This is a genomic window from Dolichospermum sp. UHCC 0259 (assembly GCF_009711935.1).
Lineage (GTDB): Bacteria > Cyanobacteriota > Cyanobacteriia > Cyanobacteriales > Nostocaceae > Dolichospermum.
Genome location: NZ_VIKX01000294.1, coordinates 37,958 through 55,390, shown reverse-complemented (window position 1 = coordinate 55,390; position 17,433 = coordinate 37,958). Strand labels below are relative to the sequence as shown.

Below are 17,433 nucleotides of genomic sequence, written 5' to 3'. Positions count from 1 at the left end.
CACAAATAGAAAACTGACAGACCACTAGAGGCGCTTATACTCAAGTTCTGGGTATTAAACTTCAGTCATCTGACCATTGAATTAGTTAAGAGTAGTTTATACCGATTAAATTATTAACATAACGATTTATCTACCATTGAATTAGCTTCTTTGAGTGTTATTCCATAAAATAATACGCATAATATTTTCGTTTAATGTCTCAACGTTGGCATTTTATAGGAAAATTCTGGATATAGAACCCATTTGGTATCTTAATATATTATTAAAATAGCGTATTTTTATGTGCTTATGTATTCAAATAGTTTAACGGATGAAGAATGGTCAATTATTGAACCACTATTACCCAATTGGTGAGAAAAGAATTTAGAAAGGGCAAATATCGGATATGATTCTGGGATATCCTTAGATAGAAAGGATATTGGCGAAATTAAAGTAGAATGAAGCTGGCAGCAAGAGTAAGTCAGGTAACACCCTCCATCACCTTAGCCATCGCAGCTAAAGCTAAGGCCATGAAAGCCGAGGGGATAGATGTTTGTAGTTTTAGCGCAGGTGAACCGGATTTTGACACCCCAGCGCATATTAAAGCCGCAGCCGCAAAGGCTTTGGATGAAGGTAAAACCAAGTATGGTCCGGCCGCTGGTGAACCAAAATTACGGGAAGCGATCGCTCACAAGCTAAAAAATGATAATGGTCTTAATTATAAGGCGGAGAATGTCATTGTCACCAATGGCGGTAAGCATTCTCTCTATAATTTGATTGTGGCATTGATTGACCCCGGTGATGAGGTGATTATTCCCTCACCCTACTGGCTAAGTTATCCCGAAATGGTGACATTAGTTGGTGGTAAGTCTGTGATTGTGGAAACAGATGCTTCCACTGGCTACAAAATCACCCCAGAACAGCTAAAAAAAGCTATTACCCCAAAAACCAAGTTATTTGTCCTTAATTCCCCTTCTAACCCCACAGGGATGGTCTACACGCCAGGGGAAATTAAGGCTCTGGCACAGGTAATAGTTGATGCAGATATCTATGTTGTCTCTGACGAGATTTACGAGAAAATTCTCTATGATGGTGCAGAACATATCAGCATTGGTTCTTTAGGTGAGGAAATTTTTTCCCGTACCTTAATTAGTAACGGTTTTGCGAAAGGTTACTCCATGACCGGTTGGCGCTTGGGTTATTTAGCAGGACCTGTGGAAATTATCAAAGCCGCCAGCAACATACAAGGACATAGTACATCAAATGTGTGTACCTTTGCTCAATATGGAGCGATCGCCGCTTTGGAAAGTTCCCAAGACTGTGTAGAGGAAATGCGTCAAGCTTTTGCTAAACGTCGTCAGGTAATGTTTGAAAGACTCAACGCCATTCCGGGTTTGAGTACAGCTAAACCAGATGGTGCTTTTTACCTCTTCCCTGATATCAGCAAAACCGGCTTGAAATCCCTGGAATTTTGCAACGCTATCCTGGAATCCCATCAAGTTGCACTTATTCCCGGTGTCGCTTTTGGTGCTGATAAAAATATTCGTCTTTCCTATGCTACTGATATGGAAACGATTGAAAAGGGAATGGATAGATTAGAAAAATTTGTCCGTTCTCGAATTTAGATGTCATGAACTGTAGGGGTTTAGCTCATGCTTTACCCTTGCTTATTTACTTTGAACAACAATATATAAAAATTGCAGTATCTGCTGTGATTTAGCTCCAAGAATTGCGATCGCCTCACCCGAATTTATCACAAATCAAATAGAAATTATAAATCTAATTGTGCAAAACTTGTGCGAAATAAAAAGACGAGTGCAAACATTAACATCACTACAATCACAAAAATTGTGTGATCTGGATCTCACTAAAACAAAAATATTAATTTAGCTGTTTTTTATTGTTTAAAAAATTAGTATAATTTTGGGAGCAATTCACAAAATATATTACCATAGGGAAATAAATTAGATTTTTCCTATCAACCTATTTATGTTTCATATAGTAGTAGGACATAGTAACGATCCAAAATCAGAGTTAGCAGTTGAAGAAGTGCTTCAGCAATGCCAAACTGATTTAGCAGAGAAAATACCACAAGCAGGAATTTTATTTGCTGCCATTGACTTTGACCATCTTCTCATTTTACAAAAAATCTATGAAATTTTTCCGGCAATTGAGTTAATTGGCGGCACTACGGATGGAGAAATATCCTCAGTATTAGAGTTTCAGCAAGACTCAATTACCCTGATGTTATTTTGTGCTGATGACATCGAAATTCATGCCGGCATAGGATGTAAAGCCTCCCAAGACCCCATTACCGCCGCCAAACAAGCCATAGAACAAGCCAAAGCCAAAAGCACCTTAGAGCCTCAGATGTGCTTAACCCATCCAGAAAGTCTGACCACAAGCGGTGTATCAATTTTAGAAGGATTGAAACTAGCACTAGGGAAAAATATACCCATATTTGGCGGATTAGCGGCTGATCAGTCAAGATATGAAAATACATATCAGTTTTTTAACAACCAAGTCTTCAGTGATTCCATCCCCGTGCTATTATTTTCTGGCAATATTTTATTTTCTCATGGTGTAGCCAGTGGTTGGCATCCTATCGGTAACGCTAGTCAAGTTACCAAGGTAGAGAAAAACATTGTTTATGAAATAGATGGTAAACCAGCGTTAGACTTCTATAGTCATTTTTTGGGTACACTTGAGCCTTCAATGGAATATCCTCTAGCGGTGTTTCCTCAAAATAGTGAAAACTTTTACATGAGAGCGCCCATTGGGTATAATCAGGACACAGGGAGCGTGACATTTTTTGCAGACATTCCTCACCAAGCAATGGTGCAAATGGCAGTAGCAAATGGTGACGCTATTTTAGCAGCTTCTAAAGCATCGTTTATGACCGCATTAAATAGCTATCCAGGTGTAGAACCATCGGCTGTCCTATTTTTTTCCTGTGTGGCTCGTCGGCAATTACTGGGAACTAAAACACTACAAGAGTATCAAAATACTAAAGACTGCCTGCCAAATCCTATCCCAGCCTGTGGATTTTACTCAAATGGCGAAATTGCTCCTTTAAATACCGCCGATGAAACCGAATTTCATAATGAAACTTTCGTAACATTAATGTTAGGGACTAAGTAAATATTTATGCAAATTGATGATTACGAGAAAGAATTAAATAAACTTAGAAAAGTTAATAGAATTCTCGAAAAAAAATTAGAACGTTCTGAGATAGATAGAACTAGGTTAGAAGAGACAAATAAAAAGAAAGAAGTTCTTTTGAAGAATGTCATTAATGATCTTGAGGAATCACAAAATAAATTAGCTCAAAGAAGTCAAGAACTAGAGCAGACATTGATTAATTTGCAAATGATGCAGAACAAAATGTCTGTTTTGGGAAATTTAGTTGCAGATGTAGCACATGAAATCAATAACCCAATAGGCTTTATTTTAGGTAATCTTGGCCCTGCTGAGGAGTATATTAATAGCTTATTGCAATTGATAGATATTTATCAAAATTTATATCCAACTCCATTTCCAGAAATCCGCACAAAAATCGAAGATATAGACCTAAATTATTTACGTGAAGATTTACTAAAAGTGCTTTCTTCAATTAAGGACGGTACAGATCGCATTTTTCAAATTAGCTCTAGTTTGCGAAATTTTTCCAGAGCAGATACAGAACAAAAAACTGCTTTTAACTTACATACAGGTCTTGATAATACATTAATAATTCTTAAGTATCGGCTCAAGGGAAATAAAAATCGTCCCCCTATTCAAATAATTAAAGATTATGGAACAATACCCTTATTAAAATGCTTTCCTGGACAAATTAATCAAGTTTTTATGAATTTATTGGCTAATGCCATTGATGCTTTAGAAGAATTTAATATTGGACGTAGTGCTGATGAAATTCAATCAAATCCTAATTTAATTAATATCCAGACTAGACTAATAGAGTGTGATAATTGTATTGTCATTCGGATAAAAGATAATGGCATGGGAATGTCAGCAGAAACTCAGTCTCAGATATTTGAGCATTTATTTACTACTAAACCTATTGGCCAAGGTACAGGTTTAGGGTTATCTATTGTTCAGAAAATCATTATTGATAAACACGGCGGAATGTTAGATTTTAATTCAGTTTATGGAGAAGGTTCAGAATTTATTATTACTCTGCCTGTAAATATAGCAGGAGTTGATAAGACCTACTAAAATCCGTGAAATCAGTGCAATCCGTCTAATCCGTGATAAGAGTTACTAAAATCCGTGAAATCAGTGTAATCCGTCTAATCCGTGATTCAAACCCATTTCTTTCAAACCTTGATAAAGTCGTTTTGCTTCTTCAGGATTAGATAATTCATGGAGAGAAATAGCATATTCAAAAGCTTCTAAACCACCTTGAATATCACCAATTTTCAATAATACAACTCCTAAATTTTGATAGGCTTCTGCATAATCAGGATTCAAATTAATGGCATTATTATAGGCATCAAGAGCTTCAGTAAATAACCTCATTGCTTTACACACCATTCCTAAATTATAATAACCTGTTACAAAATTAGGATCAATTTTTATAGCTGTTTCATAAGCGATTTTTGCTGCTGGTAAATCTCCCACATTTTTGAGTAAATTTCCTAAGTTATTATATCCTCCTAATTTCAAAAGGGGATAAATAGGTAATTTCACCGCAGATTGATAATGAGAAATAGCTAGGGAGAAGTTTTTTAAATTTGTGTAAGCAATGCCTAAATGGTAATGTAATTCATATAAAATATCATAATTTATATCTTCATCAAAAGCAACTTCAACTTTCTGTGACTGGGAATGTTTAAATTTATTTAATGGTTTTTTATCTTCATGAACTGGATTACCAATTAATTGATTTAATCCTCGATTTAATAACTCCATTCCCGCATCAATTTTCCCCATTTGCATATACAAAGCTCCCAATTTACTGCATACATAAGCATCATTGGGGTGACTAGCAAAAAACTCTTCCATTGCGGCTGCGGCTTTAGCAGATTTATTCTGCTCATTAATGACAGCTTTTTGATAACCTGTATGGAGAATTGCTACTCCTGGTAAATAACCAATTTGCCAATGTGGTTCTTGAGTGAGAATTGCGGTGACACTATCATCAATTAAAGCATGATAAGGGCGATCAAAATATATATCTGGATGATTGCGAAATAGTCGAGAAACCAGAGAATAAGGTGATTGTGTTGAACCAACTTCTTGACGGACTAGATTAATTACTAGATATTCTTCTTTGTTAATAACTGATTTGAGTAAGGGGATAATTTCATCTGTTAAAGTTTCATCAGCATCTAAAACTAAAATCCAATCACCTGTCACATATTTTAAAGCTTCATTTCGAGCCGAACTAAAGTTATTATTCCAGGTGAAATAATGCACTTTAGCTCCCAATTGTTGAGCAATTTCTGGGGTTTTGTCGGTTGAACCCGTATCCAGAACTACAATTTCATCAACGAAGTCCTTAACACTTCCTAGACATTTTGGCAAGGTAGTTTCTTCATTTTTTACAATCATGCACAGACTAACTTTCATCTGGTAACACTATGGTATTTACAACTTTGGTTTTATGAACAGGAGTCAGGAGTCAGGAGTCAGGAGTCAGGAGAAGAAAGAAGGGAGAAGAGAGAAGAGAGTTAAATATGGGACTTTTCTAAGAAGTCAGAGATTTTTAAACTAGTTTAAACAGGATGAAAATAATCATAAATCTCTTGCGCTAATCGTGAACCAATTCCGGGAACTTCTGTTAATTGTGTAGGTGTGGCTTGACGAATATAATCAAGGGAGCGAAAATGCGCTAATAGCAACTTTTGCCGATTTTGTCCTAAACCGGGAATTTCATCTAAATGCGATCGCTTTAGTTTATCACTTCTTTGCTGACGATGAAAACTCACCGCAAATCTATGAGCTTCATCTCGCAATCTGCGTAATAACTGGACTCCTGGCTGTTCTGAGTCTGTTTCTAAGGGTTTTGATGAGTGGGGTAAAAAGATTTCTTCTCGCTTTTTTGCTAAACTGACAACCCGCAAATCTGTGAATAGATTCATTTCTGTTAAAATACCCACAACGGCAGATAATTGACCTTTACCACCATCAATCATAATTAAATCAGGCCAGTCAGCATTACCCAATCTTGCTAATTTAGGATCTTCAATATATTTACGAAACCGTCTATTAATAACTTCCGCTAAACTGGCAAAATCATCGGAATGACCAATGGTAATATCAGGATTTTTAATTTTATAATGTCGGTAATATTGTTTAGCTGGTAAACCATCAATAAATACGACTTGTGAACCTACTGCATTAGTCCCTTGAATATGAGAAATATCATATCCTTCAATGCGTTTGGGTAAATCTGGTAAGTCGAGAATAGCGGCTAAATCTTGGGTTGCTTGTAAATTACTATCACCCAATTTTTGCATTCTTTGTAATTCATATTGGGCATTTTTTTCGACCATTTCTATTAATTCAGCTTTACTTTGTCGCAATGGATTGAAAATTGTCACTTTTCTGCCTTTGCGTTCTGTTAAAATATCAGACAAAATTTCACTATCTGGTAAATCATGTTGTACTAAAATTTCGCTGGGAATTTCTACACTTTCCGCTGTTTGATAATGTTCTTCTAAAACTCGTTGTAAAATTGCTCCCGGTTCAGGGTAGGAGTCAGCCACAAAAGCCAACCGTCCCACTAATTGACCGGCGCGAATTTGGAATAATTGAATGTAGGCGTGTTGATCATCGGCGGCTAAGGCGATCGCATCCCGTGATACTGTATCATCAGGTAAGGATACCTTTTGGGCTGCATTGAGGGATTTTAATGCTCCAATTTGATCACGAATTTTTGCCGCAGTTTCAAAATTCAATTCTTCCGCCGCAGTTTCCATTTGTGCTGTTAAAATATCAATTAGTTCCTGCGTTCTGCCTTGAAAAACCATCGCTACTTTTTGGACAATTTTCGCATATTCAACCGGGGAAACTAATTTTTGACAAACTCCAGGACAACGACCAATATCATAATTTAAACAGGGACGATCTTTAAATAAAGGTTGTGGTCTTTGTCGTAAAGGGAAAATCTTTTTACACAAATGGACAATTTCTCGTAATAACCCGGAATCTGTATAAGGACCGTAATATTTATCTTTGGCTTTTCCTAATTGACGTTTGCGGGTAATGAAAATACGCGGATATTCATCTGACCAAGTAATACACAGGTAAGGGTATTTTTTATCATCTTTGAGTAAAACGTTAAAATATGGCTGATGCTGCTTAATTAAATTGGCTTCTAGTGCTAATGCTTCAGCTTCAGTATCAGTGACAATAAATTCAATTTCTGTCACCAACTTAACCATTGTGTTAATCCGTTCCGTCTTATTAGTAGAATCGCGGAAATATGACCGGACACGCGATCGCAATTTACGAGATTTACCTATATATATTAGGCGATCGCTGCCATCTCGCATCAAATAAACCCCCGGTTCTGCTGGAATTTCTCCCAAACGATTTTCTAAGCGTTCGGGGTTTTTATATAGTGGTAATATTTTTTCAGATGTAGTCACAGATGTATTTTACATAACTTTATAGTTTACCCATATTTATTCTAAACCATAAATTTAAAAGACCCAGATCCCCGACTTCTTTTTTATTTTTGCAATAAATTATAAATTGATCCAAGAAGTCGGGGATATTGATTAGGATTATCAAAAGTTAATTTAATGATGGATTTTGACTTTTAATAGAATCCCTGGTAGCTTTATATGCTTCAATGAAAGTACGAAATGATTCTTGAGAAATATTTTCCAAAACTAAATCACTAACTACCTGCTCAAGAATTATATCTAACTTTTGTTGAACTATTGTACTTTGATTTTGTTGACCATATCGCAATAATTTTACCACCATTTTGATATATTTAGCTGCATTTTCTCTTTGGATTTTTTCAATTTCTTGTTGAGAGATTTGTTTATCCCTTTCTATGGCTTCTCTAGTATTTTTATAAGCTTCGTTAAATGTCCGAAAAGACTCTTGGGAAATTCTTTCATCAATCAAAGATTTTGCAGCTTCATCAAAGGTTTTATCAAGAATTTTTTGTCTATCTTCAAGTTGATATTGTCCTGCTTTCATTAAGCTAATAGCTGATTTAATATATTCATCAGCCTCATCTTTTTTACTCTTCTCAATCCATAATTTAAGTTGATGAATCCATTGAAATGTTAATAAAAAAATTGTCAATAATAAACCAATATAGTCAGCATATTCCTGGATAAAAGATGGTTTATCTTTGTCATAAAAAGCCACAGCACCAGGATGTAAAAAAATATCAACACCACTATTTTCTTGAGGACGACTAATACTAGAAATTAAAGGTTTAACTTCAGCATGATCTAGAGGAATTTCATTAGCTATTTCTTGGCGGTTTTCATAAATTGTCTGAACTAATTTTCTAATAATATTGGCATCTACTTGATCATTGGCTAATAGTAATCTTGATACTGCTATCGTAGATAAATTAGTATTAGGAACAGGGTAATTACCTCTATATGCACCTTGAGGAATTATCGTAACTTCAAAGGCAGGTTGCTTAATTTTCATTGCTTCTGCTTGGGGAATTGATATTAATTTCCCTTGATAATTATTGACAAGATTAGCAATAGATTTATTACCCATAGCGCGAACACGAAATACAGCATCAGCTTTATTTTCCCGAAAATCTTTATCTGCAAGCTGATCACTATAACCCGGAATAGGCTTACCACTATTATCTAAACCTGTAATCTTAAAGTCCTTTTCACTCAAACCAAAATGTCTGGCTACTGTCAAAAAAGATTGATATTGTCCACCACTAGCAGTTAAAGCAATTGTTTTTCCTTTAAGTTGGACAAATTGATTAATTTGAGGATTTTTTACAACTAACTGAAAGGTGTCTTTATACAATAAAGCTACTGTTCTTGCATTTGCTTTTGACGGAGAATTTATATTACCAATCTCCTCAGCAGCAACATCCACTTGAGCCATTGCTAACTGAGCTTTTCCGGTTGATAACATTTCTATATTTTGGGTTGATCCTCTAGTTTCTTCAACTTGCAGTTTGATATTAGTTCTGCGTTCAATTACCTTTTTGATTGCTTCACTGATAATATAACTTTCTCCTGTTTTATCTCCAGCAGCTAGAGTCAAGTGAGGTGGAGTAAGATTATTAACAATATTCCCAATAATGATGACAAATACACTCAAACTAGCAAACCCAAGTCCCAAAAAAATCAGTCTAGAAAAAGGATCTAGAACTAAAAAAAATCCCAAAAATTTCGCTTGATGATTGTTTTTAGATGTTGACATATCTACAAAATAGTGTATTTACCAAGAACTAGATACATACTTTTATACAATAACAGAAATTGATATTCCAGATTTTATAGTATTTTTTTCACCATCCGGGGGGAAACTGCTAAAAATAATCTTTTTATACTCAACACGGCTTAATTACTCCGGGTAGGGGTTTTCGTGATTTTATAAAAGTCACTGTCTCAACCGTTTTTAGTATTCTACCAAGTTGCTGACTGCTGATAGCTGCCATATCATAACCGTAGATAAGTAAACACACTCTATAGGAAGATGCAGAGAAATAAAAGTAGATTTACATTAATCCTGGTGTGTCGAATAACTGCTTTTTATGAGGGTTTAGTATGAAGCTAAACCTTTTTTTATTGAGGTGTTGCGGCAGAAATAATATGGATACACATACCATAGATAGATGAATTTCAGCATTAATTCCGGTAAATTAACCAACTATGGTAAACACTTGGTATATATGGGCTTGGTAAATCGCCAAGCCTTTTTTATGAAGGTTAATAATTTAGCCCTAATTTATACTAAGTTCCATTAAACCATCAGCCATGTCAAAATTAGCTGTCACATTTTGGACATCATCTAACCCTTCTAGGGTATCAATTAATTTGAGGAGAGATTTAGCTTGATCTGGATCTGTAACTTCTACTTGATTACCAGGAAGCCAACGCAATTCTATATTTGTGACTTTAAAACCTTTTGTTTTTAAGGTTTGGCTGAGTTTCTCTAAGTTTGCTATTTCTGTAAATACCTCAACTGTTTCCTCCTCAATGATTTCATAAGATTGGGCATTTCCTTCTAAGGAAGCTTCTAAAAGCTGATCTTCATCAATTACACCTTCGACTACACAAACTCCTTTTTGGGAAAACATCCAACTTACACAACCTGTTTCTCCCAAGTTTCCCCCATTTTTGCTAAAAGAGACACGCAAATCTGCCGCAGTTCGATTCCGGTTATCTGTGAGGGCTTCAATTAAAATGGCGACACCACCAGGACCATAACCTTCGTAGCGAATTTCTTCGAGGATGCTGTTATCGCTGAAAGTACCTGCACCTTTAGCGATCGCCCTATCAATATTATCATTGGGAATACCTGCTGCTTTGGCTTTATCAATGGCTGTTCTGAGTTGAAAATTACCTGCTGGATCTGGTATACCGTTCCTTGCAGCCACAATTATTGCCCGTGATAGTTGGGTGAATATACTTCCTCTTCTGGCATCTACTACGGCTTTTTGACGTTTAATATTTGCCCATTTACTATGTCCTGCCATAATTAAAAAAAATATCTATTCTTTATTCAAACATAGAATATATAGGAATTATAATATAGCGGTATGCACTTGCATGAGATACATAATTTGTAGTAAAAGCCATAGGGTAAGAGATTCTTAACTCCTGACTCCTGACTCCTGACTCCTGACTTCTGACTTCTGCTATAGTTGCTAATAAATTTATTGCTGAAATTTGGTTAACAACCAAGCACAAACTTGACTATGATCCATTTGTCGAGTTTTTCTTAATGCTTCATTTAGTAGAGAAATTTGTAACCCTGGTAATACTTGAGATTCACTAATTCTTTTACTGCCACCATTTTCAATCAGAAAAGGGATAACCTGGACATTCTGCACATCGAGTACCCAATATTCGGCTACACCTAAATCTTCATACATCAGACGTTTTTCCCCTTTATCATCAGCTAGGGAACTACTCGCAACTTCAATTACTAAATCTGGTATGGGGTAAATATCTAAATTAACAATGGAAGTTCCATAGGGAATAGCATTTGCTTTTTCATCAATGTAATAAGAAACATCTGGTTGGACTTCTTGAAATCCTATTTTTCTGTATGTACAATTATCTTTGCTATTAAATTTAATTCCTTTAATAGTCGCAAATAGGTTAACAGCAAAAATAATAATACTATGGTCGCTGGCATGATCATTTCCGATTGGCGGCATTTCTATCCTCATTTTTCCATTGTGATAATAGCCTTTGAATTTTTGATGAGTATTATTTCCAATAACTTGAATATATTCATCCCAAGTTGCTGTTATCCAAGTGTTAGTTAGTAATTGCGTTGGCATTTCAGTGATGATCATTTTTTCGGACTCCTGAATATTTTACCAAGATTACTCATTCTCAATTAAGGTTTGACAACCAATTTAAAGGAATTTAAATAGCCTGTAATAGTTTTATTGAGAGTATCGTGCTGTTTTTTGGAAACTATCGCCATAACTTTATATAATCTACCATGAGCAACAAACATTCTGGTTTTAGTAATTTTACCTATAGCATTAACATATTCAATTTCTTTGCCAGGATGAAAGTTAGAACTGCGAATGTTGCGCTGATTTAGTAATCTACTTTTGGTGGTTGTGAGTTCTACATATTGGGCTTGATCCATGATTGTTTGGGGGTTAGTCATTTTGACATAGCTATCAGGAAATTCATTATATGTGACTATATATGCAGCTTCTTGTTGCGGTGGTTGGATTAAAAATATTTCTAATTTTATTTTGCCCATGTGGGTTTTTTGAATTTGGGTTTTTCGCTTGGGCATTCCTGGCATTAATACGGTGAAATGTCCATCTGGGGATGTAAATGTTCGCCATTTGGGTTGTATGACTGTGGGAATAATAGGTTTTTTTTCGGCAACTTTGGGTTTGGATGAACGGACTTCAGCGACGGCGTAACCACTGGATAAAAATGCGGCAGCAATGAAGGATAATAAAATTTTGCTATTCATAAGTTATAAAATTTGTAGATGCAGATTTCACTGTTATTAAGAAATAAGCATTCAGCTATCAGTTTTCAGAAATTACTATTTAATAAATAATCTACCGATTTATCAAATATTCTGACTCCTGACTCCTGACTCCTTACGTTGCTAGTTATAACCTAGAGGCAGACAAAGCTGCACCAATTAAACCAACTTGTTGATTAAGAATTATATGCACGGGGATTTCTTCAAGTAGAGAACGCATTCTGCCTTTTTGGGTAAAATTCAAGAGGAAGCTACCATTTTGCATTAAGGGAAGGATTTTGGGGGCGATACCACCAGCAATGTATAATCCGCCATAGGGTAGGAGTTTGAGGGCTAAATTCCCGGCTTCTGCACCGTAGGCTTCGATAAATAATTGCATGGTTTGTTCGGAAAGGCGATCGCTTTTTTGGAGTGCAGCAGCGCCAATAAATGCCCCTGGATCAACGGTTTTTTCGGCTTGTCCCGCCTCTTGTTCCCATGTTCTGACTGCTTGGGCAATTTCTGGTGATTCGGTGGCTATTTTCCGATCTCGTAAAAATTGGTAAATGGAGGTAATTCCTAACCCGGAAACCACTCTTTCTACAGAAACTCGTTGAATATCATGTTTATCTACTAGATATTTCAACAATTGAAATTCTAATTCATTCCGGGGGGCAAAATCTGCGTGGCCACCCTCGGAAGGAAAGACTTGATATTGATGATCTTGTTTAATCAAAAATCCTTGTCCTAACCCAGTTCCCGCACCGATTACAGCCATTGGTGCTGCTGGTTGATATTTACCAACTTGTAAAGTGAGTAAATCCTGTTTTGTTAACCCAAAAATCCCATAACCAACAGCCGCAAAGTCATTAATCAGGGAAATTGACAAAATACCCAATTCTTGACTTAACCGATTTGTATCGAGAAACCAGGCTAAATTGGTCAACTTGGCGGTGTTTTCCACTACTGGTCCTGCGATCGCAAAACAAGCTTTTTCTGGTGTGCTAGAATTAGCTGTAGTCAAAAACCTTTGCACTATGGGGACTAAATCAGGAAAATCTCCACTGCGAAAACTCTCTTCGTACAGAGTTTTTAACCCTAGTGTTTCCGAAAATTCCACCAAACGTAAAATAGTTTTTGTTCCGCCTATGTCTCCGGCCAGTAGCAATGTCATAAAATTTATCAGTTAGTAGGTTACTTTTGCTGAGTTAGCGTCAGTTGGGATTTAGAGAAAATCCCCCTTAAATATTTACACAAATCGCACCAATTCTTCAATTTTCGTCAAATGGGACGTATCGCCCTTGAGTGCTAATAACCATTCTGAATCTTGACGGACAACTTTTACTAAAGAACATAGAGAAGCTTTGACTTCACTTTTGGCTATGTCTCCCACAAATCCCATTGCTGCACCCAAGACAGACGCGCCATGTGCCACCAATAGGATATCATGGGGGAAAAATTCAGTAGACAAACACCTAGCAGTTTGCGCCGAACGTTCCCGCACCTGTGCATGAGTTTCTGGGTATTTTGCGGCTATCCGTGATGTGTAACTGGTATCAATTCTGGGAAATAATTTGACTAAAGCTGAAGTTGAGAGTTTTTCGGGTTCTTCAGTCATCCATTCGGGATTAAGCCATTCACTCAAACCTACTTCTAGTTTAATCTGTAAATCCAAAACTTCAGCGATCGCATTAGCAGTTTGGATAGTTCGCAAAAACGGAGAAGCAAAAATATGGGTGATTCTTTCCCCTTTGAGTCGCTGTGCTAACTGCTGCGCCTGAATCATCCCATCATCTGACAAAGGTGGATCATACCGTCTTTCGGCGGTTAGAAACCAATCAGGATATACGAAATCAAGGCGGTTAGCGTGTCTTGCTATCCAAACTATTTGACTCATGGGAAAATCCGAATGTTAATTTTTGTTATGTGGTTATAATACGATACTTTGCAAACCTTTGACTAATCTTTCTATACCTGCTTTAGCTGTATCTGCTGGTAACGCACCATAAGCAACCCGCAAATAACAACCATCTTCCATTCCAAAGGTTGTTCCCGGAATCACCGCTATTTTGTATTCTTGAATCAGTTTTTTCACCAATTCCAAATCGTTCATTTTTGTATGCACTTTCAATAAAAAATAAAATGCCCCATTAGCTGGTGTAATTGTACATGAATCTTGAAGTAATTGTAGTGAATTAATCACTATTTCTCGAACTTTAGCAATACTCCCAATATTATCTTTCAAATAATCATCTTTTGCTTGTAAAGCCCCCAAAGCTGCATACTGAGAAACCACAGGTGGACAAATTAAAATAGTATCTTGAACTTTTTTCACAGCAATTAATAAATGTTCAGGAATTACCATATAACCAATTCGCCAACTAGCAAAACCATAAGCTTTCGACAAACTAAACAGAGAAATTGTATATTGATTACTGCCAGCAAATGCCCCCGGAGAAATATGTTTTACATGATCATAAGTAAAATATTCATAAGCCTCATCACTAATATGATAAATTCCCCTTTCTCGACAAATTTCATTAACTTGTTTTAATGCTGTCTCTGAATAAACAACACCAGTCGGATTATTCGGAGAAATCGTCACCACCGCACGGGTTTTATCTGTAATTGCAGCGGCTATAGCTTCAGGAATTAATTGATAATTTGCATCTGTCCCAACTAATACAGGATGACAACCTGCCATTTTAATCGCCATTTCATGATTAAAATAATAGGGAGTATTCAAGATAATCTCATCACCAGGAGAAGTAATTGCTAAAATAGCATTTATAAACCCCATATTACTACCCGCTGTCACCACAATAGCATTTTTTTCATTGATATCAATACCATTAAATCTTGATAACTTTGCTGCTAATACTGTTAATAATTCAGGAATCCCCACAACAGCTTGATAAAGATGATTTTTAGGTTCAGCAAGAAATTTTGGTAATAATTCCATTGCCGTATCTGGTGGTTGATAATGAACCACACCTTGTCCCAAAGAGATTGTCCCAGGAGAGTTTTTTATTAATTCTCCCACAACCGGAATAATGGGCAATTGAATCGCTTCCATTCGTGATATATAATTCATAACTTGGAAAAAGTATGTGTAGTATGTACAGTAATAAAGAATTAACCGTAGATAAACTCAGATAATTTTGTACATGGATTTGAACGATATTTACCCATGATAATAATTTCATCTTTATAATAAGTACCTTGAGATAATACTTGTTTAACTTTATAATTTGTTTTTTCTTTTATTCTGGTAATAAAGTATTTTTTACTCTCGGTTAATTTGTCAAACCAATTAAAGCTTGAGCATTAGTGCTACCATTACTGGTAAGTTTAGAAATCTATCTCTCATCGGTTTATCATTGTTTCTTGGTAAATATTTTAATGGTGTAAATAGACTTGGTTGTAGATATTTTGTTATTTCTTCTTCAATTTGTGGTAATGATGGCGATGGAGTTTGTTGCTGACGACGCAAATCTGGATTCCCATTTTTTCTTTTTCTTGTTTGAGTCATAATTTTTGACCCTGTGAGTGTTTTTCATGATTTTATTATCCTCTTTTTCGGTTCAAATGCGATTCCTTCGGTGAGCTAGGCATATCACCCTCTTTAACAAGAGCGATAGCGAAGCGCGACCTAGTAATCGCCTATAGCAGTTCATTCCGCGACATCGCTCTTGTCCTCCTCCTTATTTATTAAGGGTTTTACGTTAAGTTGATACCTATGAGCATTGCTAAACCCTAAATTAAACAAGTCTTTGAATTTGTTTGAAGACTAAATTGGATTATCTCTGGGATTTACCAATTTCAATAATTTCTGTTTAATTTGTGCATCGAAAACTTCCCATTTGATTTTGGCATAAGTCGAATTTTCATTGCCACCAGATAAGAAACCCATCGGAATTTCAAAGCCTCCAGCACCCGTCCTCCCACCACCAAAAAATCGCCCAGCACTATCTTGTCCAAAGGCTTCTTTAATAAATTCATCAGGATCTAATGTCAGTTTTGTGGTTCTCAGAGAACCTATCACTACTTCTAATTCGTCATCTTCATCATGAACAATTCCATAAACTACTGCTGTATGCACATTTTCCTCAGTCACGAGAAAATCAGCCGCTTGGGGAATTGCATCCCGGTCATCATAGCGCAAATAACCAACACCAGCTATGGAAAAGTTATTTTGAACGATGCGGTTTTTAAGCGATCGCTCGATCACATCCATTACCCGCTTAGAACGATTTGCTTGCAAAATAGCATTTAGTAACTGAGCATCATAAAACCTGCTCAAATACCCAGCAGCCATAAAATCTTCTTCCTGTGCCTGCATCAATCGATTTGTATCTGAGCGTAACCCGTGCATTAAAGCCGTAGCACATTTAACGTGCTGGCTAATGCTATTATCTAAAGTTAATAATCCTGCTTGTAAGTATTGAGTAAAAATTGTCGCTGTAGCTCGCACATAAGGACGCACATCAACAAATTCTGACTTGAGTTCCCCTTGTAAACTATGATGATCCACCAGCACTATCAGGGGAATTCCCGCTTGTTGGATTGCTGGTAATAATTGAGACGTAGTTCCCTGGTTGTCAATTAACACAAACCCTTGATATGATGACAAATCTTTATTTTTTAAAGTTTGTATCGTCCAACGTTGAGCAGGTAAATTAGTTAGCTTAACTAAAGCAATATTTTCCTGATGACTTAAAGTTCCCGCGTAAACAATATCACACTTGATATCATACTGTTGGGCAATTAATTGGTAAGACCAAGCACAAGAAAGAGCATCAGGATCAGGAAAATCCTGTAAAATCACCAACTGACGTTCATGACGATGTGCAAGCAGCGTCTTCTGTAACTCCTCTGATTTTTGAGATGCTAGAGAATTACCACGCTGCACCAAATAGATGCCTCCATCACCATTAGAGGATGGTAAGGAAGTCCGGGTTAACGGTGGAAGTTCAATTACCTCTTTCTCTATTTCTACTTCCTCTGGATGGGGATCTGTGGTCAATGATAAACTCTCAAATTGAGAAGGTGGATAATTCACGTACATAAGTAACTAACTGTATTTCTAAGCGGGGAAAATAGGGTTATTCATTTAGATACAATCCAAGCAACGGTGCGCTGATAAAGCTACAGGAAACTTGGCAAAATCTAAAATTAATTCTTTTGGCAATGTGTAAAGTAGTTGATTTTTTGTCAATAGCATAAGCTAAGGATCTATTGCATCTAACTAAAGTGCTACAAAAATGCTGAAAGTCAAGTATGCTGTACCTCTTGAGTTATATACAACCTCATGATTGGTGACTTTGTCTA

General features: G+C 36.3%; 15 protein-coding genes. 3 read left to right on the top strand and 12 right to left on the bottom strand.

Going from position 1 to position 17,433, the window contains the following annotated elements:
- Nucleotides 1–437: 437 nt before the first annotated feature.
- The 3 genes from FJR05_RS24240 (at nt 438) to FJR05_RS24230 (ending at nt 4,194) form a co-directional block, all read left to right on the top strand.
- Entirely contained in the window at nt 438–1,604 is a 1,167-nt protein-coding gene (locus FJR05_RS24240) for a pyridoxal phosphate-dependent aminotransferase (protein ID WP_168646472.1), read from the top strand.
- Nucleotides 1,605–1,968: 364 nt separating this feature from the next.
- Nucleotides 1,969–3,120 (top strand): FIST signal transduction protein, encoded by a 1,152-nt coding sequence (locus tag FJR05_RS24235; RefSeq protein WP_168646471.1) that lies wholly within the window; start codon nt 1,969–1,971, stop codon nt 3,118–3,120.
- A 6-nt stretch (nt 3,121–3,126) separates the two neighbouring features.
- Entirely contained in the window at nt 3,127–4,194 is a 1,068-nt protein-coding gene (locus FJR05_RS24230; RefSeq protein WP_168646470.1) for a sensor histidine kinase, read from the top strand.
- Nucleotides 4,195–4,254: 60 nt separating this feature from the next.
- Here FJR05_RS24230 and FJR05_RS24225 read toward each other — a convergent pair whose 3' ends face one another.
- The 12 genes from FJR05_RS24225 to FJR05_RS24170 form a co-directional block, all read right to left on the bottom strand.
- Nucleotides 4,255–5,550 carry a glycosyltransferase gene (locus FJR05_RS24225; RefSeq protein WP_168646469.1) on the bottom strand — a complete coding sequence of 432 codons (1,296 nt, stop codon included), beginning with the start codon at nt 5,548–5,550 and terminating at the stop codon, nt 4,255–4,257.
- Nucleotides 5,551–5,696: 146 nt separating this feature from the next.
- The gene (uvrC, locus tag FJR05_RS24220; RefSeq protein ID WP_168646468.1) at nt 5,697–7,574 is read right to left on the bottom strand and encodes an excinuclease ABC subunit UvrC; all 1,878 of its coding nucleotides are present in this window, start codon (nt 7,572–7,574) and stop codon (nt 5,697–5,699) included.
- Between the two features lie 148 nt (nt 7,575–7,722).
- A complete protein-coding gene (locus tag FJR05_RS24215; protein WP_168646467.1) occupies nt 7,723–9,351 on the bottom strand; it encodes a TAXI family TRAP transporter solute-binding subunit in 1,629 nt (542 codons plus the stop codon).
- Between the two features lie 523 nt (nt 9,352–9,874).
- Complete coding sequence (locus FJR05_RS24210) at nt 9,875–10,630, bottom strand: YebC/PmpR family DNA-binding transcriptional regulator (protein ID WP_168646466.1); 756 nt, start codon at nt 10,628–10,630, stop codon at nt 9,875–9,877.
- A 22-nt stretch (nt 10,631–10,652) separates the two neighbouring features.
- The gene (locus FJR05_RS24205; protein ID WP_168646465.1) at nt 10,653–10,838 is read right to left on the bottom strand and encodes a hypothetical protein; all 186 of its coding nucleotides are present in this window, start codon (nt 10,836–10,838) and stop codon (nt 10,653–10,655) included.
- Nucleotides 10,811–11,458: a Uma2 family endonuclease gene (locus FJR05_RS24200; RefSeq protein ID WP_168646464.1), complete on the bottom strand. Its 648-nt coding sequence runs from the start codon at nt 11,456–11,458 to the stop codon at nt 10,811–10,813. The genes FJR05_RS24205 and FJR05_RS24200 overlap by 28 nt, the downstream gene beginning before the upstream one ends.
- 44 nt (nt 11,459–11,502) lie before the next feature.
- Nucleotides 11,503–12,105 (bottom strand): hypothetical protein, encoded by a 603-nt coding sequence (locus tag FJR05_RS24195; protein WP_168646463.1) that lies wholly within the window; start codon nt 12,103–12,105, stop codon nt 11,503–11,505.
- A gap of 145 nt (nt 12,106–12,250) precedes the next feature.
- Nucleotides 12,251–13,276 carry a glucokinase gene (locus FJR05_RS24190; protein WP_168646462.1) on the bottom strand — a complete coding sequence of 342 codons (1,026 nt, stop codon included), beginning with the start codon at nt 13,274–13,276 and terminating at the stop codon, nt 12,251–12,253.
- 75 nt (nt 13,277–13,351) lie between these two features.
- Nucleotides 13,352–13,999 carry a histidine phosphatase family protein gene (locus FJR05_RS24185; protein ID WP_168646461.1) on the bottom strand — a complete coding sequence of 216 codons (648 nt, stop codon included), beginning with the start codon at nt 13,997–13,999 and terminating at the stop codon, nt 13,352–13,354.
- A 33-nt stretch (nt 14,000–14,032) separates the two neighbouring features.
- Nucleotides 14,033–15,196 (bottom strand): pyridoxal phosphate-dependent aminotransferase, encoded by a 1,164-nt coding sequence (locus FJR05_RS24180; RefSeq protein ID WP_168646460.1) that lies wholly within the window; start codon nt 15,194–15,196, stop codon nt 14,033–14,035.
- Between the two features lie 219 nt (nt 15,197–15,415).
- On the bottom strand, nt 15,416–15,634 hold the full coding sequence (locus FJR05_RS24175; protein WP_168646459.1) for a hypothetical protein: 219 nt from the start codon (nt 15,632–15,634) through the stop codon (nt 15,416–15,418).
- Between the two features lie 258 nt (nt 15,635–15,892).
- Nucleotides 15,893–17,170, bottom strand: a complete 1,278-nt coding sequence (locus FJR05_RS24170; protein WP_168646458.1) for a bifunctional oligoribonuclease/PAP phosphatase NrnA — start codon at nt 17,168–17,170, stop codon at nt 15,893–15,895.
- Between the last annotated feature and the right edge of the window lie 263 nt (nt 17,171–17,433).